The sequence below is a fragment of the Candidatus Pantoea formicae genome, from assembly GCF_011752625.1.
In the GTDB taxonomy this organism is placed as follows: Bacteria; Pseudomonadota; Gammaproteobacteria; order Enterobacterales; family Enterobacteriaceae; genus Pantoea; species Pantoea formicae.
This window is the reverse complement of the sequence record NZ_VWXD01000001.1, coordinates 883,658-909,019: the sequence shown is the minus strand read 5'-3', so window position 1 is coordinate 909,019 and position 25,362 is coordinate 883,658. Positions and strand designations below refer to the sequence as shown.

At 52.7% G+C, this 25,362-nt stretch carries 22 protein-coding genes; 8 read left to right on the top strand and 14 right to left on the bottom strand.

Annotated features, from left to right (window positions below; translation table 11 throughout):
* Window positions 1-3 precede the first annotated feature (3 nt).
* Genes F3J38_RS04340 through F3J38_RS04330 form a run of 3 tightly spaced genes read right to left on the bottom strand, consistent with a single transcriptional unit; the run spans window position 4 to window position 3,007 of the window.
* The gene (locus tag F3J38_RS04340; RefSeq protein ID WP_167135394.1) at window positions 4-1,320 is read right to left on the bottom strand and encodes an MmgE/PrpD family protein; all 1,317 of its coding nucleotides are present in this window, start codon (window positions 1,318-1,320) and stop codon (window positions 4-6) included.
* Window positions 1,317-2,465, bottom strand: coding sequence for an amidohydrolase (locus F3J38_RS04335; RefSeq protein ID WP_167135392.1), 1,149 nt, complete (start codon window positions 2,463-2,465; stop codon window positions 1,317-1,319). Before F3J38_RS04335 ends, F3J38_RS04340 begins: the two co-directional genes overlap by 4 nt.
* Window positions 2,462-3,007: a GNAT family N-acetyltransferase gene (locus F3J38_RS04330; RefSeq protein ID WP_167135390.1), complete on the bottom strand. Its 546-nt coding sequence runs from the start codon at window positions 3,005-3,007 to the stop codon at window positions 2,462-2,464. Before F3J38_RS04330 ends, F3J38_RS04335 begins: the two co-directional genes overlap by 4 nt.
* 329 nt (window positions 3,008-3,336) lie before the next feature.
* Between F3J38_RS04330 and F3J38_RS04325 the strand changes: the two genes are divergently transcribed.
* The 3 genes from F3J38_RS04325 to F3J38_RS04315 are packed head-to-tail and all read left to right on the top strand — an operon-like array spanning window position 3,337 to window position 6,955.
* Complete coding sequence (locus tag F3J38_RS04325) at window positions 3,337-4,407, top strand: iron-containing alcohol dehydrogenase family protein (RefSeq protein WP_167135388.1); 1,071 nt, start codon at window positions 3,337-3,339, stop codon at window positions 4,405-4,407.
* A gap of 31 nt (window positions 4,408-4,438) precedes the next feature.
* Window positions 4,439-5,737 carry an LLM class flavin-dependent oxidoreductase gene (locus tag F3J38_RS04320; protein ID WP_167135386.1) on the top strand — a complete coding sequence of 433 codons (1,299 nt, stop codon included), beginning with the start codon at window positions 4,439-4,441 and terminating at the stop codon, window positions 5,735-5,737.
* Window positions 5,738-5,755: 18 nt separating this feature from the next.
* Window positions 5,756-6,955: an aminotransferase class I/II-fold pyridoxal phosphate-dependent enzyme gene (locus F3J38_RS04315; protein WP_167135384.1), complete on the top strand. Its 1,200-nt coding sequence runs from the start codon at window positions 5,756-5,758 to the stop codon at window positions 6,953-6,955.
* A gap of 109 nt (window positions 6,956-7,064) precedes the next feature.
* Here the strand turns inward: F3J38_RS04315 and F3J38_RS04310 are convergent, their stop codons facing one another.
* The 3 genes from F3J38_RS04310 to F3J38_RS04300 all read right to left on the bottom strand — a co-directional run bounded on the left by F3J38_RS04310 (window position 7,065) and on the right by F3J38_RS04300 (window position 10,419).
* Window positions 7,065-7,466: an H-NS family histone-like protein gene (locus F3J38_RS04310; RefSeq protein WP_167135382.1), complete on the bottom strand. Its 402-nt coding sequence runs from the start codon at window positions 7,464-7,466 to the stop codon at window positions 7,065-7,067.
* 216 nt (window positions 7,467-7,682) lie between these two features.
* Window positions 7,683-9,032 (bottom strand): CitMHS family transporter, encoded by a 1,350-nt coding sequence (locus F3J38_RS04305; RefSeq protein ID WP_505538581.1) that lies wholly within the window; start codon window positions 9,030-9,032, stop codon window positions 7,683-7,685.
* Window positions 9,033-9,288: 256 nt separating this feature from the next.
* Window positions 9,289-10,419, bottom strand: coding sequence for an L-dopachrome tautomerase-related protein (locus tag F3J38_RS04300; protein ID WP_167135378.1), 1,131 nt, complete (start codon window positions 10,417-10,419; stop codon window positions 9,289-9,291).
* A 136-nt stretch (window positions 10,420-10,555) separates the two neighbouring features.
* On the opposite strand from F3J38_RS04300, the gene F3J38_RS04295 reads away from it, so the two are divergent.
* Entirely contained in the window at window positions 10,556-11,434 is an 879-nt protein-coding gene (locus F3J38_RS04295) for a LysR family transcriptional regulator (protein ID WP_167135377.1), read from the top strand.
* Window positions 11,435-11,794: 360 nt separating this feature from the next.
* Window positions 11,795-13,993: a ferric-rhodotorulic acid/ferric-coprogen receptor FhuE gene (gene fhuE, locus F3J38_RS04290; RefSeq protein WP_167135375.1), complete on the top strand. Its 2,199-nt coding sequence runs from the start codon at window positions 11,795-11,797 to the stop codon at window positions 13,991-13,993.
* A 216-nt stretch (window positions 13,994-14,209) separates the two neighbouring features.
* Here fhuE and F3J38_RS04285 read toward each other — a convergent pair whose 3' ends face one another.
* From F3J38_RS04285 to F3J38_RS04275, 3 genes are all read right to left on the bottom strand, one after another.
* The gene (locus F3J38_RS04285) at window positions 14,210-15,115 is read right to left on the bottom strand and encodes a nickel/cobalt transporter (RefSeq protein WP_167135373.1); all 906 of its coding nucleotides are present in this window, start codon (window positions 15,113-15,115) and stop codon (window positions 14,210-14,212) included.
* A gap of 94 nt (window positions 15,116-15,209) precedes the next feature.
* Window positions 15,210-16,283, bottom strand: a complete 1,074-nt coding sequence (locus tag F3J38_RS04280; protein WP_167135353.1) for an LLM class flavin-dependent oxidoreductase — start codon at window positions 16,281-16,283, stop codon at window positions 15,210-15,212.
* A complete protein-coding gene (locus F3J38_RS04275; RefSeq protein WP_167135351.1) occupies window positions 16,280-17,428 on the bottom strand; it encodes an acyl-CoA dehydrogenase family protein in 1,149 nt (382 codons plus the stop codon). The genes F3J38_RS04280 and F3J38_RS04275 overlap by 4 nt, the downstream gene beginning before the upstream one ends.
* 211 nt (window positions 17,429-17,639) lie before the next feature.
* On the opposite strand from F3J38_RS04275, the gene F3J38_RS04270 reads away from it, so the two are divergent.
* Window positions 17,640-18,698, top strand: a complete 1,059-nt coding sequence (locus tag F3J38_RS04270; RefSeq protein ID WP_167135349.1) for an ABC transporter substrate-binding protein — start codon at window positions 17,640-17,642, stop codon at window positions 18,696-18,698.
* Between the two features lie 76 nt (window positions 18,699-18,774).
* Here the strand turns inward: F3J38_RS04270 and F3J38_RS04265 are convergent, their stop codons facing one another.
* From F3J38_RS04265 to F3J38_RS04255, 3 genes are read right to left on the bottom strand one after another with little or no spacing between them, the layout of a single operon-like run.
* Entirely contained in the window at window positions 18,775-19,824 is a 1,050-nt protein-coding gene (locus F3J38_RS04265; protein ID WP_167135347.1) for a PLP-dependent cysteine synthase family protein, read from the bottom strand.
* A 46-nt stretch (window positions 19,825-19,870) separates the two neighbouring features.
* Window positions 19,871-20,878 (bottom strand): ABC transporter permease, encoded by a 1,008-nt coding sequence (locus F3J38_RS04260; RefSeq protein WP_167135345.1) that lies wholly within the window; start codon window positions 20,876-20,878, stop codon window positions 19,871-19,873.
* A gap of 10 nt (window positions 20,879-20,888) precedes the next feature.
* Window positions 20,889-21,962 (bottom strand): ABC transporter substrate-binding protein, encoded by a 1,074-nt coding sequence (locus F3J38_RS04255; RefSeq protein ID WP_167135343.1) that lies wholly within the window; start codon window positions 21,960-21,962, stop codon window positions 20,889-20,891.
* A 191-nt stretch (window positions 21,963-22,153) separates the two neighbouring features.
* Between F3J38_RS04255 and F3J38_RS04250 the strand changes: the two genes are divergently transcribed.
* Entirely contained in the window at window positions 22,154-22,930 is a 777-nt protein-coding gene (locus F3J38_RS04250) for an ABC transporter ATP-binding protein (RefSeq protein ID WP_167135341.1), read from the top strand.
* Here F3J38_RS04250 and F3J38_RS04245 read toward each other — a convergent pair.
* Together F3J38_RS04245 and F3J38_RS04240 are read right to left on the bottom strand one after the other, a co-directional pair.
* Window positions 22,927-23,826, bottom strand: coding sequence for a LysR family transcriptional regulator (locus F3J38_RS04245; RefSeq protein ID WP_167135339.1), 900 nt, complete (start codon window positions 23,824-23,826; stop codon window positions 22,927-22,929). The two genes, F3J38_RS04250 and F3J38_RS04245, sit on opposite strands and share 4 nt — an antisense overlap.
* 54 nt (window positions 23,827-23,880) lie before the next feature.
* Window positions 23,881-24,576 (bottom strand): type 1 glutamine amidotransferase domain-containing protein, encoded by a 696-nt coding sequence (locus F3J38_RS04240; RefSeq protein ID WP_167135337.1) that lies wholly within the window; start codon window positions 24,574-24,576, stop codon window positions 23,881-23,883.
* A gap of 271 nt (window positions 24,577-24,847) precedes the next feature.
* Between F3J38_RS04240 and F3J38_RS04235 the strand changes: the two genes are divergently transcribed.
* The gene (locus F3J38_RS04235) at window positions 24,848-25,360 is read left to right on the top strand and encodes an SRPBCC family protein (RefSeq protein WP_167135611.1); all 513 of its coding nucleotides are present in this window, start codon (window positions 24,848-24,850) and stop codon (window positions 25,358-25,360) included.
* The last annotated feature ends 2 nt before the right edge of the window (window positions 25,361-25,362 follow it).

Sequence of the window (25,362 nt, the reverse complement as noted above, 5' to 3'; positions counted from 1 at the left end):
ACCCTACCCACGTAATAACTGGCTTATCACTGCTATATCTTCTGAGGAATGCAGTTTACAGCAGTGCTGCAACATCTGCCGACGTTCCTCACTCTCATGACGTAATGCCTGTCGCAGCTTCGCCTCAACATCGACGCCGTCCGCCAATGATTGCTGGCGGGTACGCCGCTGCTGCAACTGCGTGCCATCGCGCAAGGTTAGCGTCACCAGATGAAAACGCAATGTAGGATTGATGGCATCCGGCGGGGCTGTGTCGTCCGGTGTGCGGCGTACTTTTGCGGCCAGTGGCATCACTGAATGATTGAGATCGCCTTCGGCGAAATCTTCCAGTCTGAGATCGTCATAGATCAACATCGCTGCGATCACGTATTCAAGACTGAAACGCGCTTCGATACCGTTAGTCGGTACGGTTATCGACGCCGCAATATCGCCACCCGGCGGGAAGGCCACGCTGATATCCGTAATATTATCCAGCAAGGCCTCAAGCGATAAACCCTCTGCCAGCCAAGAGTGGCGTAACAGGCGTGCTGCTTCTGCAGCGCTGTGCGTGCCGGCGCAAGTAGGGAAGGGTTTATACTCCAGACCGGGTGAAACAATACGCCACGGCATGCCCCAATCTGCCACCAGCCTCTCAGGCTGCGCCTGGCGATTACTGCTGGCGGCAAGAAACGCCTCGATCACGCCATGTTGCTTGCCATCAAACCCGGCCAGCGTCAGCTGCGCCGCTGCTACCGCACGCTCAGCTGCCAACCCGGCGTGCAGCGGTTTGACCGCAGAACCGAATTGCGCCCGCAGTCCGCTGGCTTGGGTGGTCGCGATGCCAAGCAAGGTGGCGGTGTCAGAGACATCCAGCTTTAATAAACGTGCTAGTGCGGCAGCGGCGGCAATGGTGCCCAGCGTCGCGGTGTTATGATTGCCCAGAGCATAGTGCTGCTGGCTGGCGGCGAGCCCCAAGCGACCCGCCACTTCCACACCGATGGCGTAAGCATCGAGAAAATCGTCAATCTCGGCGGCATGCAGCGCCTGCCAGGCAAACAATGCGGGTAGAATCACCACGCTGGGATGACCACGAAAATCGGCGTGAAAATCATCGTAATCCAGCGCATGTGCCGCATACCCCAGCATCAGCGCCTGCGAGCGCGGACCGCCATCAGCATAAACGCTGCGCAGGGCAGGCAATCCACTGTCCGGTACCTGACTTTGTAAAACAGGCCAACTGACGGCCAGAAAATCCTTCACACCTTCCCGTGCAGCATCGCGTGCGCTTGCGTTCGGCTGACTGTGAACGATGTGTTCAGACAGAACCGAGGTGATGTTCATGACGGCTCCAGACTGTTCAGTGCTGCCACGGCCAAATTCGCCAGATAGCGTGATGTGGGTAGCAGCACCTCATCATTAATGCGAAACGCGGGATGATGCAGCGCGTAGGGTTCACCGGTGCCAATCATCATAAATGCACCCGGTAATTGTTGCTGATAAAAGGCAAAGTCTTCACCAATCGGACTGGCTTCCACTACGCGCGCCTCAAAACCGCTGGACGCTGCCTGTTGCAGGGCAAAATCGGCCCAGTGCGCATCGTTCACCACTGACGGCGGACCGGCGTGCCAATTGAATTCCACCTCAGCAGCAAAGGCGGCACCGATGCCTTGTACGATTTCACGGAAGCGTTGTTCCAGGCGTTCACGGGTTTCCTGAGAAAATGAACGCACGGTGCCTTCCAGCCAGGCACTGTCTGGGATCACGTTCCAGGTGCTGCCGCTATGAATTTGAGTAATCGATACCACCGCGTTATCACCGGAAGGGGCATTGCGGCTGATCAGCGTTTGCGCCGCCGAGACAATTTGCGCGGCGATCACAATCGGATCGTTGCCTTGATGTGGCTTGGCCGCGTGGCTACCTGTCCCGATGATACGAATATCGAAGCGATCAACGGCGGCGGTCAGCGGGCCCGCTTTGCTGCCGATCACACCCGGCGGTAGCGAAGGATCGTTATGAATACCAAAGATGGCCACCGCCTCTTTCAAGGCGCCGGTAGCGATGACATCCGGCGCACCTTGGCCGGTTTCTTCTGCCGCCTGGAAAAGAATGCGCACGCGGCCGGGCAAACTCGCTTCCTGTTGTTTGAGCAAGATGGCTGCACCTAATGCGGCCGAACTGTGAAAATCATGGCCGCAAGCATGCATCACGCCTGGGCGCTCAGAACGGAAGGTGACGTCAGACTGTTCTTCAATTGGCAGCGCATCAATATCTGAACGCAGTACCATCAGCGGTCCATCAACGGGACCTATTTCGGCGACTAAACCGGTTTTTAGCGGCAGGTCCAAAACGCGGATTTGGTAATTTTCCAGCTGCTGGCGAATACGTGCAGTGGTTTCGAACTCCTGATTGGATAGCTCAGGAAAACGATGTAATTCATGGCGGAAGGCAACCAAATGCTCGCCTAATGCGTGTTCATCAACACTCATAACTTGCTTCCTTGTTGTGCGGCCTGACGTGTCATCCACGCATCATGCGCGCTGTCATCCAGCACTTTCTTCATATATTGGGTGATGTGGCCTTTGCCGAGATCGGTGGTGTGCATCAGCTGGAAGCCGCGTTTTTTATACATCTCGATCAGCCACGGATGGCTGGTGGCGGTACCCAGTGATACCGCTGGCGCCCGCAGTTTACCCAGCAAGATCTCTTGTTCCAGTCGGTCCTGCACCTGGCGGCCATACTGTTTACCGGGATAGTCGGGATGGGCACCGAACCAGCCAATATGCGGCAGGCCAAACGGCCCAGGCAGCGGTCCCCACGGATAGCGCACGGTGACCGAGGAAACCATCACGTCTTGTGCGTAAAGCGCATAAACGCCGTGACTTTGCAGATGGCGCAGCGTCTTTTCGCGATCTGCGGTGGCGGCATCAAATTTGATGCCCAGTGCCAGCGTTGACGCATAAGCGGCGTGCATCAGCGCCTGATAGGTTTCAACCTCATCTTCTCTAACCTGACGAAATTCAAGTGACATAACTATCCCCGGAAAAACCGCCTGGAAGCGGTAAATTGAATGCAAATTGAGCAGCGCATCGCGGCTGAAACAGCGCAATTTAAAGCGCTAATTCAAAATACCCAGCGTGCTAAGCAACTCAGAATATCAGTAATGCCTTGTGCTTCTATATGTGAAAAATGACTAAGCTAATGCGAATTTGTGAAAATGAAATGGCGGCTTTTCCATTGCTTATATCGCGATTTACCGTAGTATGCATAAATTACATAGCGCTATAACTATTTCGCATTAACCTCATGAAATAAAATAACTTTTCTCGTTATAGCCTTATTCTTAATCAGGGTGACGACGTGTTAGCGATCAAATCTCCGCGTGCTTATGCACATGAAGCTGGCCTGCGTAAGCGTGCCGGTGAATTTATCAAACCTTATGCCACACATATCCGCATCTTCACTTCTCCCAACGCCTGGCAAGCCGTTAATCCGGAATTAAGCCAGAGTTTAGAAGCCAACGGTATCCGCTGGGAGTTGGAGTATCTGCACGGTGAATGCACTGATGCCGCCATCGAAACGCTGAGAAACAACGTTGAGCAACAGCAAGCCGAGCTGCTATTTGCCGTGGGCGGTGGCCGCGTGCTGGATGCTGCCAAAGCGGTGGGCAGCCAGTTACCGGATCTGAAAGTGATTAACTTCGCTACATTGGCGGCGACCTGCGCTGCGTGGTCACCGGTTGCCATCATTTATAACGAGCAGGGCGGCCACGTGCGCAGCCAGCCATTGGGTAAAATGCCGGAGCTGGTGCTGGTGGACAGCGAAGTGATCGCCCGCAGCGATGTGCGCTATCTCAAAGCAGGTATCGTTGATGCGCTGGCGAAGTACTACGAATTCGCCCCTTACCTGCGCAATAACCCGCATGATCTGGCGCTAGATCTCAAAGTGATGACGGCGCAACGTGCGCTGGATGTTTATCGCCAACTGGGTGAAGCCGCCGTCAGCGCTAATGAAAAACAGCAGGTCACGCCGGAGTTGGTGAAGGTGATTGATGCCAACATCGTACTGGCAGGTCTGGCCAACAGCGTGCGCGATCAACTGCCCACCCCCGGCTTTGCTCATGCCATTCATAACCGCCTCACTCACCAGCCCGAGCTGCATCATTGGCTGCACGGTGAAAAGGTTGGCTACAGCCTGCTGGTGCAATCGCTGATTGAAAACGATGGTGTGCCTGATGCAGAACTACTGGCACTGCTGCGTCAGTACGCGATGCCATTGACGCTGGCGCCGCTGACCGGCGAGCGCGCGGCGGCAATTCGCACTATTTCAGAACAGATTAAATTCCCGGCGGCCAGCGCTGAACGTCTGCCGTTTCGTATCCATGCGGATGCGTTAGAGCAGGCGCTGCTGGCAACCGAAAACCGTTTCTAACTTTTACTCTTTTATAGACCAGGACAACTTCATGGCTACTGCACAAACTCAACGCATCCGCTTAGGACTCTTTGTACAACCGGTTGGACAACACGTCAGCGGTTGGCGTTTGACGGAGAAACTCGGCGATCCTACCGACATTGACTGGTTGATCACCATCGCGAAAAAAGCCGAAGCCGGTAAATTTGACCTGTTCTTTGTGGGCGATGCGTTAGCCACCAGCATGTACCGTTTGCCTTCGACCATGGCACGCCTTGAGCCGCTGACCATGCTGTCGGCGCTGGCGGTCAACACCAAGCGCATTGGCCTGGCGGCAACGGCATCCACCACCTTCAGCGACCCGTTCACCATGGCGCGCAGCTTCTCGTCGCTGGATCACATCAGCCGTGGTCGCGCAGCGTGGAACGTGGTGACCTCATTCTCCACTGACGTAGCGCGTAACTTTAGCCGCAACGATATGCCAAACCACGCCGAGCGCTATGCACGTGCACGTGAGTTCCTCGAAGTGACCAACAAGCTGTGGGAAGGTTGGGAAGCGGGGGCCGTGCAGCCAAACAAAGAGACCGGTGAATACTTCGTTAATGACAAAATTAAGTCGATTGATCATGACGGCGAGCACTTCCAGGTGCAGGGTCCGCTGAACATCACGCGTTCTCCGCAGGGACGTCCGGTGATCATCGAAGCGGGTTCATCAGCAGACGGTCAAAAACTGGCGGCCGAAACCGCCGAAGTGATCTTCACCGCTGCGGCCAGTCTGGAAGAGGCGCAAACCTTCTACCGCTCGCAAAAAGATCAGGTGATCGCAGCCGGACGTAATCCGGATCACGTGGTGATCATGCCGGGCGTGATGCCGATTGTGGGACGCACCCGTGAAGAAGCTAAAGCGCTATGGAAAGAGCTGAATACGCTGGTGGATATCGACAACGGTCTGCGTCAGCTGTCGCTGCGTTTCAGCATGGACCTTAGTCAATATCCATTGGATGGCCCCGTCCCGGAAGTACCGTTGGGCGAAGGCAACCAGAGCCGCGTGAAATTAATGACGGATATGGCGAAGCGCGAAAACCTGACCTTGCGTGAGTTGGCCGCTGTAGCAGCAGGGTCGCGCGGACACCGTGTGATTGTCGGCACGGCCGAAGATATCGCCGATGACTTTGAACTGTGGTTGAAAGAGGGCGGCGCAGATGGCTTCAATATCATGCCCGCCATCATGTCGGAGCAGTTGGACCTGTTCGTTGAGCTGGTGATCCCAGAACTGCGTCGTCGCGGTTTGTTCCGTGACGATTACGAATTTGCCACCCTGCGCGAAAACCTTGGTCTGCCCGCACTGTAAACCTCGAAGGAGTTGAACATGGTCACCTTATCCAAGCGTGTGCAGTCCGTGTCACTCTCCGCTAATGCAGCAGCGCGTCAATTGACGCGCCAACTGAAAGAGCAGGGCGTGGATATTCTCGATCTCACTACCGGTGAACCCGATTTTGATACACCCCAGCACATTCGTGATGCTGCCGTGGTGGCAATGAATGCCGGGGATACGCGCTACACACCAACTAATGGCACTCTGCCGTTGCGTAAAGCGGTGCAGGCTAAACTGGCACGCGAAAATAAGCTTGATTATACGCTGGGGCAGATTTGTATCGCCAACGGTGCCAAGCAGATTATCTTCAACGCCTTTGCCGCGACGTTAAATGAAGGCGACGAGGTGATTGTACCGGTGCCGTACTGGCCAACCTTCCCGGATAGCGTGCGCTTCAATGGTGGCGAACCTGTGCTGCTGGCATGCCCACTGGAGCAGGAATACAAGCTTCAACCGCAGCAGTTAGCCCAAGCGATTAATGGGCAAACGCGCTGGCTGGTGCTGAATAATCCGGGCAATCCCTCTGGGGCGGTATACAGTGCAGCTGAGCTGACTGCTTTGGCTGCAGTACTGCGCGATCACCCGCATGTGTGGATCATGCTGGATGAACTTTATGAGCACATTCTGTTTGATGGGCGCGAGCACGTTAGTTTGTTGCAGGTTGCTCCGGATCTTGCCGACCGCATTTTGCTGGTGGGTGGCGTCTCAAAAACCTATGCCATGACGGGCTGGCGGATTGGCTTTGGTGCCGGTCCACAAGCGCTAATTGATGCGATGGTGGTGGTGCAGTCGCAGAACAGTTCAGGTGCCAGTGCCGTCAGCCAGGCTGCAGCGGTAGCGGCCTACGAGGGGGGGCTTGAATTTCTACCTCCACAGCGCGCTGCTTATCAGGCGCGGCGTGACGCCATCATGGCACAGTTAAGTCAGGTACAGGGCGTTGAGGTGCTGAATCCCGAAGGGGCGTTCTTTATCTTCTGTCGTTGTGCAGGCATGTTAGGTAGAACACGTCCAGATGGTCGGTTGCTGGAGAGCGAACAGGATGTGCTGAACTACTTGCTGGAAAGCGGTGTCTCTGGCGTGGCAGGCAGTGCTTACGGTTTATCGCCTTATTTCCGCTTATCGATTGCAACGGATATCGACACCGTGAGTGAGGCGGGAAGGCGTATCGCAGCGGCGTGTGCTGCGTTGAAATAATTTTGGGTTAATCTGTAGCAGCGCGATTTATCGCGCGCTCTTGCAGCAATCCTGTTGCTTTGAGACGCACGATAAATTGTGCCGCTACGTGTTATTGCGAACGACAGATTTAAATCAGGAAATCATCCATTGAGCCGCCAGCATCCAAAGCCGATTTGATTGGCGATGGAGTACGACCCTGGCCGGTCCAGAATTTCTCATTACCGTCTTCGTCGATGAATTTATATTTTGCCGGGCGCGGTGCACGTTTGGCTTTAGGTTTAGTTCCGGTCTGTTTTAATTGCGCGAGTTCACTAATATCAATGCCGTCATTGAGCAGCATCTCTTTATAAAGTGCCAATTTTTCGTCTTTTTCGCGCTGAGCGGCATTTTCCGCTGCTGCTTCTTCACGGCGTTCTGCGACCACCACGGCGAATTTTTCCAGCATTTCGTTTAACACCACAACCTCAATATCACGTGCTTGGGCACGCAGCGTACGAAGATTGTTCAATGCTTTGAGTGCATCGCTCATGAATAAACCCTTATAACTTATATATTGATGATGAAAGGGCGCATTCTACGGTATTTTTTTGTGAATGAAAATATGAGTGAGATAACAGAATCCTCCGGAAATATCGGGACCACATGATTGTTTATATAGCCCACTAACACATATCGACCATATTCTGCTGCAGCCTCAAGAAGATAAGGCCGCATATAATAGCGGCCTCATCGTACAAATAATATTCTACATGCTGCGATAGAACGGAAAACAACCGGTGAACAACGCCACCACTAATAACACGATTGAGCTAATAAATGACCAGCGCAGGGTGAAACGTTGTGTCTGTGCATAATCGAGTTTTAGCATGCCCACTAATAAATAGGTTGATGCGACTAAAGGACTCAAAATATGCACTGGCTGACCGACCAATGCAGCACGTGCCATTTCAATCGGTTCGATACCGTAGTGTCCTGCCGCCTGTACCAATACCGGCAGCATGCCGAAGTAGAAGACGTCATTTGAAACCATCCAGGTGACCGGAATACTGATCAGTGCAGTTATCACCGCCAGGTAGGGACCCAGCGCAGAAGGGATGGTATGCACAATAGCTTGGGCCAGCGCATTCGCCATGCCTGTCTCGGAAAAGATGCCGGTAAACACAGCAGCAGCAAAGATTAACCCGGCAACGGCCAGAATGGCGGGCGCATGGCGTCCAATCTGCTCCTGTTGCTGACTCAATTGCGGATAATTGACAACGAACATGATGGCGGTGGCTAGCATAAACAGATAGGCCATTGGCATCACATCCAGAACCAGGAAAGTCATCAGTGCAATGGTCAGCGCCCAGTTAAACCAGAAGCGCCATGCCACACGCGGCTGCTCCTCGAACTGAATGCTGGCAGCGGCTACCGGTAACTGCTGCTGAAAACCAAGACGTTTACGTTCATTACGGCCCAATAACACAGCCAGAATAAACGTCCACACCACGCAGGCCAATAAGGGTAATAACAGCGGGACGAAAAGTGTGGCAACGTCAGCCTGCACGGCGGCGGCGGCGCGTGCAGTTGGACCGCCCCATGGGAACATATTTCCTAGCCCGGTACACTGTAATAACAGGGCGGCCACGCTAAGCTTAGACAGTCCAATACGTTCGTATATTGGCATAAATGCTGAGAGTACAATCATATATACCGTGGCACCATCACCATCCAGTGCGACGATAAAACCCAACAGTACGGTACCAATAAATATTTTTACCGGGTCACCGTCGACCGCCGATACGATGCGTTTAATGATGGGGTCAAACATACCAGCATCCGTCACGCTCATAAAATAGAGCATGGCAAATATCAACATAACACCAGTAGGGGCTACCGTACGTAATCCTTTAATCACCATCGTACCCATATCCGCGCCATGGCCGGATAACAACGCAAAAAGGGTCGGTATCAGAATTAATGCAGTGAGAGCAGACAGCTTCTTGCTCATTAATAAACCAATAAAGCAAACTATCATAAGCAAACTGATGGTCAGCAGCATGACGAGATTTCCTGTCCAGAGGGATAGAGCACATTTGGCGGTAGCAAATGCAATGTATTCGGCATAAATAAAAAACAGCTAATGATTATTTATTGTTCAAATTAACCTTCTGCCATCTCGTCAATCTGGATATATTATCCAGGTTTTTTTTCGATGGTCGCAAGGTAGGGCTACGGAATATATGTGCGTAACCTCTTAGTTTTAATAAATTTAAAATGTCTTGCAGTGATAATTCAGTGCGGTGTTATTTACCCTCCTAAATATTCAGGCTGTTGAGTGATAACCCGGCACAGGATGCCGGGATAAACGTTTACTGATGATCGCGGGGTGAAGGTGCGATCGGTAATGCCAAACGGTAAAGTTTGACCGGATACTCCACCGTGGAAGGTTTGCCGCCGGTGGTGGCAGGTGTGCGATTGATTTGACCAGAAGGCATCCACAGCGCGCCTTTTGATACCCACATCGCATCGATCCACACCAGACGCGGATCTTGCACCACGGTCGTTACCTTACCATCGGGCGCGATGCGCTTGATGCTGCGTGTATTGATATCCGAGGCATAAATATTGCCCTCAGCGTCTATGGCTGTGCCGCCGGTGCTCCAGGTTTCGCGCACTTTCTTGGCATGGCGGGCAACCTCATCTTTTGCAATCTTAGGGTCGTCAAGATATCGGGTTTCAATGCGAGCCAGTGGGCCTGGAATGGCTTGGTAGTAAAGCCACTTACCATCGGGTGACACTTCCAACTGATCCAGTCCGACGCGCTTTTCGCGGCCGTCGCGCAGAATCAGTTTTTTGCCGTCGGCGTAAATCGGCTGATGGTCAACGGAGAGTGGGTGATTATCCAATACGCGCCAGCTCTTACCGCTTTTAAGATCCAGTACCACTAAACCGACCGCACCAGGGTCGGTGATATACGCAAAGTCGCCATTAAATCGCACGTCATCAAGATAGCTGGTGGGCTGCAGTGTCGGCGCTTTGATTACGTAACTCTGCACCACCTTGCCACTCGCCAGATTGATACGTACCAGCTTTGCACCGCCTGTTACTGCCTGATCGCCTGTACCAATGCCTTTGTTACCCGAATCCATAACCCATAAGTCACCGTCGGGACCGATACGCAGTGCATTGACATGGTAAAAGTGATGTTCAGGATCTTTGGCATCCCACTGATTCCATGCGTCATTCGGGAAGGCTTTCAGCTGATTATTAATCACTTCTGCTAACTGCAAACCGGCCCCTTCGGATTGTGTCAGCGAGGCGAACAGACGATTGTCATGACTGACGGTGATGCCATTCCAGACGCGAGGGGAGGTCGCGACTTGCTCAAGGCGACTATCCTGCTGCTCAGGCAGCTTCACTGGCAGCGTATCTTGCGCCATCACCTGTGCTGCGGTGGCAAATGCTATCATCGCCGCGAGCATCCTCAGTTTCTGTTTCATCTTTCTCTCCCTTGTTAATCTTCAGACTTTGACGCAAACAGAGTGTTGCTCTGCTGTTAATGTCGTTCCATCCTGGCAGTGTAGAGTGATAAATTATATTCTCTGAATTTTATCAATCGATTCCTGGTAGGAATGAATGGAACTGAAAGATCTACATTATTTGCTGGCAGTTAAAGAGACGGAACACTTGGGCAAGGCGGCGCAATCCCTTGGCATTACTCAACCGGCGCTCACGAAATGTTTGCAACGACTGGAGAAGTTTTACGCCACACGGTTAATCCTTAAGGTCGGGCGGGGTATGCAACTCACCGAGGCGGGACTTCTACTTTGTGAACGTGCTCAAAAAGTGGTGCACATGATGCAGGTCACACGACAGGATTTGCAGGCACTTGGCGCAGGGACCGCGGGGGTGATTCGTTTGGGTGTGGCGGCGACAGCAGCCCAATTTATGTTGCCGTTGCTGAGTCAGGATCTGCTGGAGAAAGCCCCCACTGCACGACTGGAAGTGACGGTTGGCATGAATGATCTGCTGCAAAAAAAGCTGCGCGAAAACAAGATTGATTTGATTCTTGGTTTTTTGCCGCAGGGAAACAGTGAGTTTATCACTCGGCCACTCATTGAAGATCCTGTGGTGATCGCTGCCAGTCGCCATCATCCTTTGGCAAACATTCACCCGACACCTGAACAGCTGCAGGAATATAACTGGTTGCTGCCTTCTGACAATGTGGCCACACGCCAATGGTTAGAACAGCGCTTGAGAAGCGGGGGTTATACGGCTCCTCGGGTGCAAATGGAAAGCAATACCCTTTCTCCGCTACGTGCGGTACTGGCTAACACACAATTGCTTAGCTTTCTCTCACGACGTTTATTGCAAACGGAAAGTGGGTTGATTGAAATCCCACTTCCGCTGGTGATGATGCCACGTACTTTTGGTTGGCAGTTCCGTTCATTAAGCGAACTCTCGCCCTCTTCTCGTTTGATGGTGGAACTGGCGGAAAAACGCTGGCCTTGGTAGAGCTGTAACAATCTGTGTGCGCATAACCTGTTTTATTTCACAGGTTTGCCACCTTTCCCCGCTTGATAGTTTCTAAAAACAACACGCATTAAATTTTAATCGTTGAAGAATAAGGTTTTTATCGCATTGTAAAAGTGCTGAATAACACGTAACAATTCCTTGCAATAGAAATCTTAATGCGTATATTTCTCATTTGCTTTCTTAACGGCACCTTTACAGTCGTTCTGTTTGCGCCAGGATGGCGCGGTCAGGTTTCCACCCTGATATTCCTTTTTCAGCGCGTTGTTTATGGCAGGAGCCAGCAGACGTCAGCAGGTATGCCGCCAATTCAAAATAACGATAAGTTGATTGAGGAATAGTATGTCTTTCAAAGAAAAGCGTGTCGGGGAAAGGGGCCGTGCTCCACAGAACGTGCTGCGTGTTTCTCTGCTGGCAATGATGGTCGCTTCGGGTATTGCACAAGCAGCAGGTAACACCAACAGTGAACAAACCCTGACGGTGGATGCCAGCGCAAATGCAGCGGAACAACAAGAGCAAGCAGCTAAAGATTACAGCGTACCGGTGACGCGAGCCGGCACCAAAATGGCACTCACTGCGCGTGATATTCCACAATCCGTCAGCATTGTCAGCAAGCAGCGTATGCAAGACCAGCAGCTGCAATCACTGAATGACGTGCTCTCAAATACCACCGGTATTCGCGGCGTCAGCGGTGACATGGACCGCACCAACTACTACTCACGCGGTTTCATCATCGACAACTATATGATCGATGGCATTCCAACGGCTTTTGCCTCACGTTGGAACCTCGGCGATGCCCAAACTGATATGGCGCTGTATGAACGCGTTGAAGTGGTTCGCGGTGCAACTGGTTTGTTGACCGGTCCAGGCAACCCTTCCGCCTCGATTAACATGGTTCGCAAACACGCAGATAGCAAAGAGTTCACCGGTAACCTTGAAGCCAGCTACGGCAGCTGGGATAAACAGCGCTATGTCGCCGATCTTTCTGCGCCACTGTCAGCGGAAGGTAATGTGCGTGGACGTGTGGTAGCCGGCTATGAGAATAAAAATAGCTTTATCGAACGCTATGGCTTTGAGAAGAAATTCATCTATGGCGTGGTCGACGCTGATCTGACGGATAAAACCAAACTGTCAGTGGGCTATGAATTTACGCAGGTGGATACCGATTCCCCAATGTGGAGTGGTTCGCCTCGCTGGTATACCGACGGTTCGCAAACGCATTTGCGCCGCGGCTACAATACTTCGCCTGAGTGGGCTTATAACAATAAAGAAAATAAAAAAGTCTTCGTTAACCTACAGCAGAACTTCGATAACGGCTGGAACATCACATTAAACGGCACTCACAATGAGATGTTCCTCGACAGTAAGCAGCTGTATATCGATGGCTACTTCGATAAAACGACCGGGGCAGGTTCATCTGCTTACGCGGGTTGGCCGGTGATTGGCGGTACGGGTTATAACACCGGTAAACGAAAAGTCGATGCGGTTGATGCCTTTGCCAGCGGTCCTTATGAGTTATTAGGCCGACAGCATGAATTGATGGTGGGTGTGAACTACAGCCGCCAGGATAATAAATACTACAGTTCTTGGGCTAACATCTCCCCTGAAGAGTTGGGTAACTTCAATGATTTCAATGGAGATTTCCCCGAAACGGATTGGGGACCACGTGAGCCAGCATCAGATACACAACTGGTGCGTCAGAAATCGGCCTATCTTGCCACACGCATCTCACTGGCGGATCCCTTGCACGTGATCTTGGGTGCGCGTTATACCAACTGGAACCGCCAGACGCTGAGTAGCGAAATGGAGAAGAACAACATTACTCCGTACGGTGGGGTGATTTGGGACTTCTACGACAACTGGTCGGCTTATGCGAGCTACACCTCGGTCTTCCAGCCACAAGACTATCAGGACGCATCAGGGGGTTATCTCTCGCCGGTCATCGGGAAGAACTATGAAGCCGGTGTGAAATCGGACTGGTTCAACAGTCGCCTGACCACGACGATTTCGGTGTTCCGTAGTGAACTGGATAACGTTGCGGAAGCGACAGGGGCGACCAATCCGGATACCGGCAATGCCATCTATGTTGGCAAAAGCGGGGTAGTGAGCCGCGGCGTAGAGTTCGAAGTGAACGGGGCATTAACGGATAACTGGCAGATGACCTTTGGTGGCACCACTTATGTGGCTGAAGATCGCGACGGTGAAAATTACAACTCACAGTTGCCACGCACTTCGTTCAACCTGTTTACCAGCTATCGTCTGCCGATGCTGGATCAGCTGACGTTAGGTGGTGGTGTGAACTGGCAGTCGAAGACGTATAAAGATGTTGGTGGACCGGATGGCAATGGCACCTGGCGCGCACGTCAGGGCAGCTACGCCTTGGTGGATCTCTTCGCGCGTTACGACGTAACCAAGAACCTGAGTGTGCAGGGCAACCTGAACAACCTGTTCGACAAAGAGTATGACGAAAACGTCGGCAGTGGCGGTATCGTTTACGGTTCACCGCGTAACTTCTCGGTGACGGCGTCTTATCGTTTCTAATGGCAGCAAACCAGGTGCGCATAAATGCGCACCCTACGAAAAGGGATGAATGGCTGCACAGAAATAAGCATCCTACGAAAAGGGATGAATGGCTGTGCCGAAGTAATCATCCAACAAAGGATTGGTTATCTCTGTAGGCGTCCTCTAAGGGTTCCTGCAGAGATACCTGTAGGGGCGGCATTTATGCCGACCTGGTTTTTCCCGAGGCATTAATGCTTAGCAACCCGCCGCAATATAATCCCCGTTCGCACTCACCGGCACCACGGTTAAAAACAGCACGATCGCAAACAAAATCAGCAATGCGCCACCTGCTACCCGTGCCAGTTTGAGCAGTTGATGAAGCCGTGGTGAGGTTTCTGCCAGCCACAATTCTCCCGCGCGATGTCGAAAGTGACGCACAAACAGCGCCAATGACACCAGTGCCATTCCGGTGCCTAAGGCCATCGTCATTACGGCAAACATGCCCCAACGCGTGATACCAATCACGCTGGCAAATAACAGAACTGTCAGTGCACCGCTGCAGGGGCGTACACCGGTGGCAATAATGATGCCGAGCCATGATTTCCAGTCACTGACGGGCTCTGTGGTGATGCCATGGTTGTGACCGCAGCTTTCGTGATGGTGATGTTCCTGATGTTTTTCCGCGCGGCATGCCTTCACCATCATCATGACACCCAGGCCTGCGATAAACACTGCGCTGGCTTTCTCCAGATACCAGCGGCTCAAACTGAGGTCACCGGTGGTGAGGTTAAAACCAATGGCCAGGATAAAGACAAAGGCAATGGCGCTGACGCCTTGCACCAAGCTGCCGAGGAAAGGCACGCTGAGCGCCACACCGCGTGGTGGTTTATGGGTAGTGAGCCAGGTGGTGACAATAAACTTGCCGTGGCCCGGTCCCACCGCATGCAAAATGCCATAAATAAAAGTCACGCCAACCAGCCACAACCCCGCGCTGTATTGTCCGCTGTTGATTTGCAGTAAATGAGTTACCAGCAGGCGATGGAGTTGAATTTGTGTCTGTAAAGACCAGGCTTGAAACGCTGTCCACTGCATGAACAGCGCAATCAGTGATGCCAATATCGCCAGTGCAACAAGGGTAAATCCGGTTTTGGTAGTCATCATAGCAATAAGATATCGCGGCCCTGAATACTCTCAGCATGCGGTATTTTGTTGCGGTTTTATAGGGTGCACATTGAGGTGCACTGAAATAAATAGGTTAAGCCGCCGCTGCCAGGGCCTTCACGCGTTCGCGTATGCGCGGCAGCAAATGTTGGCCATAACCAGTCGCGTCTCGCACTTGATCAAACCCGCGGAACAGGAAAGTGGTAATGCCAAGTTTGTAGTATTCCAATGCGGCGTCGGCGACGGTATCTGCCGACCCAACCAGCGCGGTGGAGTTTCCCGCGGCACCGGACAAGGCGGCGATTTCCGTCCACAAGCAACTGTCATACACCTTACGTGCCGTGGCGAGTTGATATAGCCGCTGCGAGCCGACATTGCTGTCAGGTTGAATTCTTTTGCCGCCGATATTGGCTTGTGCCCTACGTAACAAGTAGTTAGCACGCGCCCATGCTTGTTCATCACTCTCGCCGAGAATGGGGCGCAGTGACAGGCTGAAACGAATGTGTTTCTCACGACCATATTTTTTTGCCGCCGTGCGTACCTGCTCAATGCGCGATTTCACTTGCTCTAGCGGCTCACCCCACATCATATAGACGTCGGCATGGCGCGCCGCGATCTCGATTGCCGCTTCGGATGCACCAGAGAAATAAATCGGTACGCGGGGTTGCTGCCAGGGTTTGACGTCCGTGAGGTTATCTTCCACCTGATAAAACTTGCCCTTGTAGCCAAATGGCTCACGGGACTCCCAAGTGAGTTTCATTATGTCGAGATATTCACTGGTTCGCGCGTAACGTTCATCCTTAGTGAGAAAATCGCCGTCACGCTGTAAATCACCGCTGTCGCCGCCAGTAATCACGTTAATCGCAGCGCGTCCTTGGCTCAGTTGATCCAGCGTTGCAAACTGGCGAGCGGCAAAGGTGGGAGCCTGAAAGCCAGGGCGATGCGCCACCAGCAGCCCGAGTTTATCCGTAAAGGCGGCAACATAGCTGGCCAGGATCATTGAGTCCGGTGCGCGGGTTTTGACGGCCAGCAGCACTTTATCGAAGCCGCCATACTCCTGCGCATGAGAAAAAGCTTTGATAAAGGGCAGGTCAACAATCGGCCCTTGCGCCGCCAGTGATTCACTGCTCTCTTGTGCGCCCACTAAACCGATAAATTCCAGTGTCATGATGTACTCCTCTCAACAGACAGGGCAAGTTTGCCCACAGACGTGAAAATGGCGTCGCCCTGTGGGGTATGAATGCGCCCGCACAACACGTTGCGAAAGTGACGTTGTAATGGATGGCGCCGGGTTAATGCATGGTTGCCGATGTTTTCAACCATCAGTTCCACTGCCTTAATAGCGTTTTCCGTCACCACCTGTTTAATTTGTGCGGCATGGCCGCTAGCGACTAAGCCACGTGCGGTAGCGTTCAACAGGGTCTGATTGGTCAGCAGCAGGGTATCAATGCGGCCAACTAACTCGTGAAAGCGGGGCAAGGAAGACAGGGGCGCGCCAAGATGGGTGGGAACTCGCTGTTGTAAAAAGTTGATGAACCAATCACGTGCGCTTTGCGCTATTGCGTCATACAGCGAGCCGAGCAATACGGCCATCCATACCGATTCTTCTTCATCAAGCCCCATTTTCGGTTTGCTCCATGGAGCCACGTTGACGGCGTGGTCCAGAGGCACTAAAACGTCATCCAACACCACGCGGTGACTGCAGGTGCCGCGCATGCCGAGGTGATCCCACTCATCGACGATCTTAATCCCCGGTGCATCAGCGGGAACCAGATATCCCCCAACCAGCGGATCGACATCATCACTGCTGGCCCACACCAGAAACCAACTGAGTCCATAACTGCCCGTGGAATAAATCTTCTCACCACTGATACGCCAACCCGCATGCGTTCGCCGCGCTCGCGTTGCAGGCAATCCTCCGCGTGCTGGGGTACCGAGTTCAGGTTCAACGCGCAACGCATTTATCAAGGCTCCTTTTGTCACCACACTGTCTGCGACCCGCAGGCGCACTTGTTCCGGCCACGATGATTCCGTGCCTAATCGACGTGTATTGAGATACTGCATAATGAGAATCAACGCCGCAGATGGTTCGCCACGTGCAACAGCTTGAATAATTGCCTGGCACGCTAACAAATCGCCGCCGCTGCCACCTGCTGAGCTTGGGAGTGCGAAATGTAATAAACCTTGCTGCTGTAATTTTGCGAAGGCAGCTGAGGGAAATTCGCCACTGAGATCGACCTGCTCAGCATGTTGCGCTAACGCCTGGGTTATTAACGGCAGTGTTTCATGTAGAAAAGGAGGAGTAGTTACCACGGCGATGCACCTTATTTATCCCTTGGCTAAATAAGCTCAATTGTTTCCGCTTAAGACCCTCCTGTAAAAGCAATATAACCGCTTACGACATGCAGAATCGGCATAATTACGCATCTGGTTGAAACAGAAATTTACGATTACTCTGCCTGTTCCTCAAATGAATTATTGCCGCACTTATTTCACCACCTGCATTTATTTCGGGAGTAAAAGCATGCCAGAAAACTATTCATTGTCGCGTCGCCGTTTTATTGGTTATTCCGCCGCGGCGCTGATGGCTTCGACATTGCCGGGGCGCGCGTTTGCCGCTGACCCTATGCACGATATGCCGATGTCAGGCGATCTGCTGCAAGGCGGTGCAGGAAAATGGGCATTGGCGAAACCTACTCACATCCGGCTGGCGGTCAATCTTAACGCCATCTGCCTCGCGCCTGTTGTGGTCGCCGATCAGCATAATTTCTTCAAAGCACATAATCTTGAAGTCGAGTTCGTCAACTTTGGCAACTCAACCGAGCTGTTGCTGGAGTCGATTGCTACGGGTAAAGCGGAAGCGGCGATTGGTATGGCGTTGCGCTGGCTCAAAGCACTTGAGCAGGGCTTCGATGTGAAACTCACCGCAGGTACGCATGGGGGGTGTATGCGACTGCTGGCGCGCGATGACGGCCCAAGCACGCTGGAACAGCTAAAGGGCAAAACCATTGGTGTGACGGATATGGCGGGCGCCGATAAAAACTTCTTCTCGCTGATGTTGAAAAAGCATGGCATCGATCCTAACAGCGATGTTAACTGGCGCGTATTCCCACAAGATCTGTTGCCAATGGTGTTGCAGAAGGGGGAAATTCAGGCTGCCAGCGGGTCGGACCCGATCATGTGGCGCTTAACACAACAGCCGGGTTACCGCGAAATTGGCACCAACTTGATGGATGAGTACGCGAAACTCAGTTGCTGCGTGGTCGGCACCCGAGGCAGTTTAATCCGGGAACAGCCGGAAGTGGCGGCGGCAATTACCCACGCGATTCTGCAGGCGCACGCTTATGCCGCGCAGCATCCTGAGGCGATTGGCGGTGAATTCAACGGGCAGGCGCTGAATACTACACCGCAAGAGATCGCCAGCGTGTTGAAAACCCACACGCACGGACATTACTCAGTGGGGAATGCGTTTGTGAATGAAATTGATGTCTATGCCAGGGACTTGAAAGCGATCAACGTGTTGCGTCCGGAAACGGACCCGCTGCTGTTTGCTAGAGGCATTACCAGTAGCGTGCTGGTTTAACCTTCCATTCATCAACAGTGCTTTACGTGTTATCGGTCGCCATGAATGGCGACCCTGTAGGCTATAGCAGTAGGTATTAAGCGATTTTTTGCGATGTCTGCGTGGCATTCGCCAGTTTGAATGTCTCCGCAGGTACCTGATGTGCAAACAATTGGGTGCTCAAATAACTGCTGCCGCCATCGGCCAGCAACACCACGATGCGTTTACCGTGATTCTCTGGTCGCGCGGCCACTTGATTTGCCGCCCATAACACGGCACCCGAAGAGTCTCCGACCAGTACACCTTCCAACAGGGCCAGTTGGCGCGCAGCGGCATAGGCCTGCCAGGTTTCCACAGCAATCACTTCATCGTATACACGATGATCCAGATTAGAAGGAATGCGCTCGGGTGGCTGATTGCTAAAAGCATGCACGCCGGTAATCTCAAGAGGCTCAGGCCTCAATTCACTCGGCTGTGAACCGACTCCGGGTTCAACAGCAATCACCTGCAGTCCAGGATGCTGCTGTTTCAGATAACGACCGGTTCCCGATAGGGTGCCACCTGTGCCGACCGCCGCAATGAAAATATCCAGTTTGCCACCGCTGTCGCGCCAGATCTCTGGGCCGGTTGTCTGGGTGTGAACCGCAGGATTGGCCGGATTCTCCAGTTGTAGGAGAAAATGCACCTCTGGCTCTGCCGCAGTCACCTTTTCAGCCAGCCATTTGGTGGCAGCGACAAAATCACCGTTGCTGGCTTCGTAAAATTCCTTGAAGCCGTCAATGGTGCTGAAGGGCACCACTTCTGCACCATAAGCTTGTATCAGCTGCGTGCGTTCAATACTGACAAAATCATTAATGTAGACGCGGAATTTATAGCCTTTGGCAGCGGCAATAGCCGCCAAACCAATACCCGTATTGCCGCTGGTGGTCTCAACCAGCGTATCACCCGGCTGAATAGTGCCGTTGCGCTCAGCCGCCTCAATCATACTGAGGGCGATGCGATCCTTCACGCTATGGTTAGGATTAAACAGCTCAAGTTTAGCAATCAGTTCGGCCTTAATCTCATGATGATGCGCATAGCGGGAAAGACGCAGCAGAGGCGTGTTGCCAATGAGTTCAGTGATTGAAGAGGAAATCTTTGCAACCATATTTCACCTCAGTTGAAAAAGGGGCCTTGAAGCGGCCTGGATATCTTTACCATTTCACCGCGCTGCGCTGCCATGAAAGCAGGCGGTCGCGAATCAGAAACAGCAGCGAGATCAGCGAAGAGAACAGAAGTGCCATCACAATCAGCGCAGCATACATATTGGCGTAGGCGGCCCAGCCTTGTGCCCACTGCAAGTACCAGCCAAGACCGGACTTCACCCCCATCATCTCAGCGGCGACCAGCACGGAAAAAGAGGCGCCCAATCCCATGAACAAGCCGACAAACAGGTGTGGCAAGGCAGCAGGCACTGCTACACGCAGTACCAGGAAAAGCGAATTCGCGCCGAGCGTGCGAGCCACATCGTAGTAGCGTGTATCGACGCTGGACACACCAGACCAGGTCAGCACTGTCACTGGGAACCAGGTGGCAAGCGCTATCAGGAATACCGCAGCGGAAAAGCTGGAAGGAAAGAAGTAGAGAGAAAGTGGTAGCAATGCCGTGGAGGGCACCGGTCCGAGGAAGCGTAGAACGGGATGTACCCAATAACCGAGGCTCCGTGACCAGCCGATGGCGACACCGGTGATAAAGCCCACCACGCTACCGTAGATAAAGCCGAAAGCCAGCAGACGCAGCGAATTTAGCACGCTGTCCAGCAGACGCGGCCAGTCAGTGGCATAAGCTTCGACCAACGCACGTGGCGGCGCAAAGAAAGGAGCGGGTAGGAGAGCCAACTTGCCGGTCACGGTTTCCCAAGCACCCACGAGCAACGCCAGCGCAATCAGCCATGGACCACCCCGTTTTAAAGGGGCCAGCAGCGCCACTCGGGGAAACAGCCCCAAGGCAATGGCCAGCAATGTTAGTAATAGCGCAAAGCCCGCGAACAGTTCATGGGTCTGATTAACAAATCGCGGGGCGGCAAAACCCTGCGGCTTGTCGGGTACGACCACCATCAGCGCAACTAAAGCCCACCACAATAACAACGCCCCCCAGACAGCGGGTTGTAAGCGGCGTGGTGCATCGCGGTTTTGAGAAATTGTCAGGGTTTCACTGGCCATCAATGTCTCCTTAGCTCGGCATGTTGCCCATGTGTGCCATAGTGCTGGCGTGCTGGTGGGGGGATTCGGCAGGCAGCAGTTGCGGCACATAGTGTTCAGCAAAGCGTTGCGCGTCGGTATCGGGGCGAATGACGTTGATTTTTTTCAGCTCGTCGACATAAATCGCCACTTCGCTGCGCAATTGTGCGCCGGTGGAGTGGTGGTGATGCGTATGTTCTTGTAGCATCGCGGTGATGTCATCCACAGGTACCGAACCTGGTACAAAAGGCTGGAAGATTTTTGCGGTTTCAGCGGGGTGATCGGCTGTCCACTGCTGCGCATCAACGATGGCTTGGGTGATGGCACGCGCTGTTGCGGGATCGTCACGTACCAGCGAACCACGGAGTCCCAGTACGCAGCACGTCATGTTGGCGTATTCGCCTTTGAGGTTGTTATCCACTTCTAACAGGTCGTGTTGCTTCTTCAGTAACCAACCTTGGGGATCATCGGTGGCCAGTGCCTGTACTTCCCCTTTACGCAGCGCCTCACCAAACAGATCGGGAGGATACTGCAACCAGTTAACTTGCTTATCCGGATCGATACCCTGTTTCGCCAGCTGCACCGCAAAGAAATTACGTATAGGGCTAGCCTGATCGCTAACCGCAACGGATTTGCCGACCAAATCTTTGACATCGCGGATGCCGCTGTTTTGGGGCGTTAATAAGCGCATGCAGCCGCCGTGGGTGCCAACGGTCAGATCGACGTCAAATCCTTGTTCCAGTGGCTTCAGCCAGCGCAGCGCCATGCCAATACCGCCATCAGCTTGACCGGTTGCAATCGCCTGTAATAATGCGTCGGTCGGGCCGCTGAAATTCACTGGCTCTACGTTAAGGCCATATTTCTTAAAGAAACCCTGTTTTAGAGCCACGGAAATGGGGGCCTGGCAGACGGCAGTTTGTCCCCATGCGAGCTTGATAGTTTTCAGCGGTTTTTCTTCAGCGAACACATTGCCGCTCATTAAGGGATTAATTGCCATACCGGCGCTAAATAAACTTAACCCACGCAATAATGCCCGACGACTCAGAGTGTATTTGTTAATTGCCATTAAGCTTTCCTTGTCAATAAATAATAAAGCCACTATCCCTTAGCGATTTCCTGTCAACAAATAACAATCCCGCATGAGTTCATGCGATTTTTCTTTATGAAAATTAGGGGATAGTTTTGCCGAAATGGCTATTTCAGCGCGAATAGGAGTCGACTTATGCTTATTTTTCACATGATGACCAGGAGCGGAATATGGGTAACCTCTCAGCAGGCGTTGATATAGCCATTGAAAACGTGAATCACCACTTCACTTTGGAGGGCCAGGATCTTCCAGTGCTGGAAAATATCAATTTGCACGTGAAGGCAGGAGAATTTGTCGCACTGCTGGGACCCTCTGGCTGCGGTAAATCGACACTATTGCGCCTGCTCGCGGGCTTGGAGCAGCCAGCAAGTGGTTTACTGTCAGAAGAGGGTAAAGTCATTACCGCACCCGATCCTTCGCGGGTAGTGGTGTTTCAGGATCCCACTCTCTATCCCTGGCGCAGGGTGTACGACAATGTGGGGCTGGGACTACAGATTCGCGGTGAAGGACGTGCGGTGCGTGAGCAACGTATTAATGCGATGCTCGACCGCGTCGGTTTAAAGCAGTTTGCCCGCGCTTGGCCACACCAGCTTTCTGGCGGAATGGCACAACGTGCTGCGTTAGCCAGGGCTCTGGTGAATGTACCGCGTTTGCTGATTCTGGATGAACCACTGGGCAAGCTGGACTCGTTAACACGTCTTCGGATGCAGCAGGAGATCGTTGATCTCTGGCAGGAGCAGCAATTTACCACGCTAATGGTGACGCATGACGTCGAAGAGGCACTGGTCATGGCGAATCGCGTGGTGGTATTCAGTGCAAGACCCGCGAAAGTGGTCGATGTGATTGAAGTCGGTCTGCCGTGGCCACGTCGTCGGGATGACTCGCAACTGGTGGCACTGCGCAGTCGTATTCTTGGTTTGCTCGGGAATGAGCAAGTGGCAGCCTAAAGTACAGTTGAAAAGAGCAAATCACGCAACCAGCGATGTCCAGCATCGCGGTGCGTACGTTCATGCCAGACCACAATCTTGCTGAAGCCCTGAATATCGAGGGGGGGCGGTAACACAGCGAGACCGGGCAGGTCTTGGGTCAACCTTTTTGGCACCACACTGATCAAATCACTGACGCGCAAAATCTCTGGCAGCACCAGGAAGCTGCAAACAGAGAGCGTGACGCGTCGTGTTCGACCAAGTGAAGCCAGTGCCTCATCGGTGACACCGCTAAAGTTGCCTCCCACATAAGACACCAGTGCGTGGTCGTGCTCACAGAAGGTATCCAGCGTTAAACCCTCCGGCTGAGTGAGTGGGTGGTCTGCCCGCAGTAAACACACATACTCTTCATCATAAAGCGCTCTGGCATGCAGATCTGGCGGGGCGGTCTCTGGCGTTATCAGCGCAAAATCAACATCGCCACGTTCAAACTGCGCGCTAAGCTGTTCATTATTCACCGGTAGTACTGCCACGCGAATACCGGGTGCCTGTAATCGCAAAGCTGCCATAAACGGCACTATGACGGCGCGCAAGGCATAATCCGTGGCGGCAATCTTCACCGTCATCTCCGCGACAGTGGGTTCAAATGCCTTGGGCTGCAATAATTCACTGACTTCAGCCAGAATTGATTTCACTGGCTGCGACAGTTCTAACGCCCGCAATGTTGGAATGATGCCGCGCTGAGTACGGGTAAAAAGTGGATCATCGAAACACTCGCGCAGGCGCGTCAGCATCCCGCTGACGGCAGGTTGCGTGAGTGACAGTCGCTCAGCCGCGCGCGTCACACTGCGTTCATCCAGCAGGGCGTCGAGTGCCTTCAGCAAATTAAGATCCAGATTACGTATATCGGTTTTCATAAGCCCCGGTAGTGACAGGCAAAAGTGAATTTATGCTGAAAACGGCGTTGCGTGTTATCCCTCCAGCAGCAGCTGGCAAAGCGCTTTACCCACCTCGGAAGCTGACTGCGGGTTCTGTCCTGTAATCAGTACGCCATCGGTTACCACGTTGCATTGCCAGTTTTCAGCCGCTTGATGTCTTGCCCCGCGTGCTTTCAGGGTGGTTTCCAACATAAAAGGTACAGCTCCCGCCAGACCTACTTCCATTTCTTCTGTGTCGGTAAAAGCCGCAACACGTTTACCTTTCACCAGATATTGCCCATTGCTGAGTTTTACGTTGACCAGTGCAGCGGGACCATGGCAAACGGCAGCGACAGGCTTATTGCACTCAAACATGTTACGGATAAGTGTTTTAACCGCAGCATCATCCGGGAAGTCCCACATAGTTCCATGTCCACCTACAAACAGTACGGCACTGTAATCATCATTTTTGGCTGCGGCCAGCGGTAAGGTGTGATTGAGTTGCTGCTGGAAATTGCCATCCTGCCAGTATCGTTGATTAATTTCATCATCGCCGATGCCATAGACAGGTGGTTTTCCGCCTTTAATGGAAGCAAAGGCGACCGGCACGCCTGCCTCAGTCAGCACATGAAGGGGATGCGTTAATTCTGGTAAATAGAACCCTGAAATTTCATGTCCGTTGACGATGCCGCGATAGCTGGTCAGTACCATTAGCACCGGCTTAATAAATTGGGTTTGGCTATTTACCATTTCATATCCTTAAGATTTAAAAATGAAGTTATGCGCCATTGCTCAATGTTTGACTGGTTCCGCGCCCCGTCAGATTAGCGGATGTAGATATAATGAAAACCCGCGCTCACTTATGAAGGTGATAAATTCTCGTTATGGCGTTGCATGCGCTAGCTATTTCCAGATATCAATAATTTTAATATCAAAGATAATGAAAGGCGATTGGCGTTATTTCTCCAGCAGACAGATACTTCATTTGTCCTTTATCACTTTTGAGAAATTACCCATGAAAATGAATGCGATTAACTGGCCAAAAGGGTTTGTTCCAGGCTTCGCCGATAATTACTGTTCAAATGAAGTCATCGTAGCTGGTTTAAGCACCCAAGATATCTGGCCGTTGCTGAATACCCCCTCTCTGTGGCCAACCTATTACAAGAACTCGGCTAACGCCCGTTTCTATGACAACAAAGGCCCAGAACTGGAACAGGGCGTGCGTTTCTACTTCGAAACGTTTGGCTTCCCCGTTGAAGCTCAGGTCACCGAATATGTCGCGCCTGTTGCAGGTGAAGCGGCTCGTGTTTCTTGGCACGGATGGGCGGGTGAAGTCGGCAGCGATGAACGCCTGGACGTATTACATGCCTGGCTTATTGAAGATCTTCCTGATAACCGCGTGCGCATCCTGACCCAAGAGACGCAAAACGGTAAGCCTGCTGTGGAGCTGGCGAATGCCAAACCTAATCCAATGATTAACGGTCACCAGGATTGGCTGGATGGGCTAGTAGCAGCGGCTAAAGCCCGTCAGTAAAG

What these genes read in the sequence shown, in the direction of transcription:
- F3J38_RS04340 (WP_167135394.1), bottom strand. Translation starts at nt 1,320, where the DNA reads ATGAACATCACCTCGGTTCTGTCTGAACACATCGTTCACAGTCAGCCG.
- F3J38_RS04335 (WP_167135392.1), bottom strand. Translation starts at nt 2,465, where the DNA reads ATGAGTGTTGATGAACACGCATTAGGCGAGCATTTGGTTGCCTTCCGC.
- F3J38_RS04330 (WP_167135390.1), bottom strand. Translation starts at nt 3,007, where the DNA reads ATGTCACTTGAATTTCGTCAGGTTAGAGAAGATGAGGTTGAAACCTAT.
- F3J38_RS04320 (WP_167135386.1), top strand. Translation starts at nt 4,439, where the DNA reads ATGGCTACTGCACAAACTCAACGCATCCGCTTAGGACTCTTTGTACAA.
- F3J38_RS04315 (WP_167135384.1), top strand. Translation starts at nt 5,756, where the DNA reads ATGGTCACCTTATCCAAGCGTGTGCAGTCCGTGTCACTCTCCGCTAAT.
- F3J38_RS04310 (WP_167135382.1), bottom strand. Translation starts at nt 7,466, where the DNA reads ATGAGCGATGCACTCAAAGCATTGAACAATCTTCGTACGCTGCGTGCC.
- F3J38_RS04300 (WP_167135378.1), bottom strand. Translation starts at nt 10,419, where the DNA reads ATGAAACAGAAACTGAGGATGCTCGCGGCGATGATAGCATTTGCCACC.
- F3J38_RS04295 (WP_167135377.1), top strand. Translation starts at nt 10,556, where the DNA reads ATGGAACTGAAAGATCTACATTATTTGCTGGCAGTTAAAGAGACGGAA.
- fhuE (WP_167135375.1), top strand. Translation starts at nt 11,795, where the DNA reads ATGTCTTTCAAAGAAAAGCGTGTCGGGGAAAGGGGCCGTGCTCCACAG.
- F3J38_RS04285 (WP_167135373.1), bottom strand. Translation starts at nt 15,115, where the DNA reads ATGATGACTACCAAAACCGGATTTACCCTTGTTGCACTGGCGATATTG.
- F3J38_RS04280 (WP_167135353.1), bottom strand. Translation starts at nt 16,283, where the DNA reads ATGACACTGGAATTTATCGGTTTAGTGGGCGCACAAGAGAGCAGTGAA.
- F3J38_RS04270 (WP_167135349.1), top strand. Translation starts at nt 17,640, where the DNA reads ATGCCAGAAAACTATTCATTGTCGCGTCGCCGTTTTATTGGTTATTCC.
- F3J38_RS04265 (WP_167135347.1), bottom strand. Translation starts at nt 19,824, where the DNA reads ATGGTTGCAAAGATTTCCTCTTCAATCACTGAACTCATTGGCAACACG.
- F3J38_RS04260 (WP_167135345.1), bottom strand. Translation starts at nt 20,878, where the DNA reads ATGGCCAGTGAAACCCTGACAATTTCTCAAAACCGCGATGCACCACGC.
- F3J38_RS04255 (WP_167135343.1), bottom strand. Translation starts at nt 21,962, where the DNA reads ATGGCAATTAACAAATACACTCTGAGTCGTCGGGCATTATTGCGTGGG.
- F3J38_RS04250 (WP_167135341.1), top strand. Translation starts at nt 22,154, where the DNA reads ATGGGTAACCTCTCAGCAGGCGTTGATATAGCCATTGAAAACGTGAAT.
- F3J38_RS04245 (WP_167135339.1), bottom strand. Translation starts at nt 23,826, where the DNA reads ATGAAAACCGATATACGTAATCTGGATCTTAATTTGCTGAAGGCACTC.
- F3J38_RS04240 (WP_167135337.1), bottom strand. Translation starts at nt 24,576, where the DNA reads ATGGTAAATAGCCAAACCCAATTTATTAAGCCGGTGCTAATGGTACTG.
- F3J38_RS04235 (WP_167135611.1), top strand. Translation starts at nt 24,848, where the DNA reads ATGAATGCGATTAACTGGCCAAAAGGGTTTGTTCCAGGCTTCGCCGAT.